The sequence below is a fragment of the Rhodococcus sp. NPDC059968 genome (assembly GCF_042738615.1).
GTDB lineage: Bacteria > Actinomycetota > Actinomycetes > Mycobacteriales > Mycobacteriaceae > Rhodococcus_F.
In genome coordinates, this window is record NZ_JBHWUE010000293.1 from 1 (window position 1) to 1,091 (window position 1,091).

Genomic DNA, 1,091 nt, shown 5'->3' on the forward strand with positions numbered 1-1,091 from the left:
TAGGCGTGGGTGCCGCGGATCGGGCCGCCGATGGTGACCGGGCCGCCGGGTGGCAGTGGTCCGCTGCAGTTGCTCATCACGGTCGTCTCGGTGGGGCCGTAGCCGTTGAAGAAGCGGCGGGGGGAGTTGGTGCGGGTGGTGTCGGTGTTTGTGGCCCAGCGGGTGAGTAGGTCGGGGGTGCAGGCCTCGCCGGCCGACAGGACGGTGTGCAGGGTGTGGAGGTGGGTGGGGTCCATCGTGGCCAGTGCGGTCGGTGTGATCACGGCGTGGGTGACGTGGTTGCGGTGGAGGAGTTGGGTGAGTTCGTCGCCGCCGAAGACGGTGGGTGGGGCGATGACCATGGTGGCGCTGGATCCGGCGGCGAGGAGCAGTTCGAAGACCGAGGCGTCGAAGCTCGGTGATGCCACGGCCAAGGTGCGGGAGTCGGGGGTGATGGTGAATCGTTCGCGTTGTTCGGCGGCGAGGTTGGCCAGCCCTTGGTGGGTGACGACGACGCCTTTGGGGGTGCCGGTGGAGCCGGAGGTGTAGAGCAGGTAGGCGGTGTTGGTGGTGTGCAGGGGTCGGGATCGGTCGGCGTCGGTGATCGGACCTGAATCCATGGTGTTGCAGCGGGTTTCGAAGTCGGGGGTGTCGATGACGAGCCATGGCAGTGGTCCGGGCAGGGTTGTGGCGTGGTGGGTGGTGGTCAATCCGAGTGCGGCTCGGGAGTCCGAGAGCATGTGGGTGATGCGGTCTTTCGGGTAGTTCGGGTCGATTGGGAGGAACGCGGCGCCGGTTTTGGTGGTCGCCCAGACTGCGAGGACCGCTTCGGGGGAGCGGGGGAGTGCGATGGCGACGGTGTCTTCGGTGCCGATGCCTTCGGCGATCAGGATCCGTGCGAGCTGGGAGGATGCGGTGTCGAGTTGTTCGTAGGACAGGTGGTGGTCTTCGTATAGCACCGCCGGTGCGGTGCGGTCGTGTGCTGCGGCGGTGGTGAGCAGTTGTGGCAGTGTTGTTGCGGGGTGTTCGGGGCCGCCGGTGCGGTCGAGCAGGTTCCGTCGTTCGTCGGTGTCGAGGATGTCGAGGTCACCGACCCGACACCCCGCATCGGC

The 1,091-nt window shown here is 67.3% G+C and carries 1 protein-coding gene; it reads right to left on the reverse strand.

Annotated features, from left to right (window positions below; translation table 11 throughout):
• Positions 1–1,091, reverse strand: a 1,091-nt coding sequence (locus ACFWAY_RS53915) for an AMP-binding protein (RefSeq protein ID WP_378516560.1), incomplete at both ends; no start/stop codon positions are given.